The sequence below is a fragment of the Peribacillus sp. SIMBA_075 genome, assembly GCF_046534585.1.
Genome location: NZ_JAWRYN010000315.1, coordinates 1 through 317 on the forward strand (window position 1 = coordinate 1; position 317 = coordinate 317).

Sequence of the window (317 nt, forward strand, 5' to 3'; positions counted from 1 at the left end):
CCCTCGAACGCGGAAAGAACTGGCCCACCCGGGCCTCCACTTCTTTCCCTTCGAGGCTCCTATGCCCTTGACCACTGCGCAGTTGCTGGCGGGCGCAAATCGCCAGCTCGAATCGTTCGCCACGAACGATCCCATCGACCAGTTCACCAGTGACCGCCCCCTGTCGGCGTGGCTGATCGCCAATCGCCAGGATTCGGTGTTCGGCAATGGCATCTTCAACGAGAAGGTGCGCTTCACCAATGACTCGAACTACCAGAACTACACCGGCGACGACCAGGTCACGTACAACCGCCGCGACACCGTCCGCAAGGCGCCGT

The 317-nt window shown here is 61.8% G+C and carries 1 protein-coding gene; it reads left to right on the forward strand.

Going from position 1 to position 317, the window contains the following annotated elements; genetic code table 11:
* Positions 1-67 precede the first annotated feature (67 nt).
* Positions 68-317 (forward strand): hypothetical protein (locus SB775_RS28385; protein WP_410864512.1); only part of this gene is annotated, 250 nt, incomplete at its 3' end.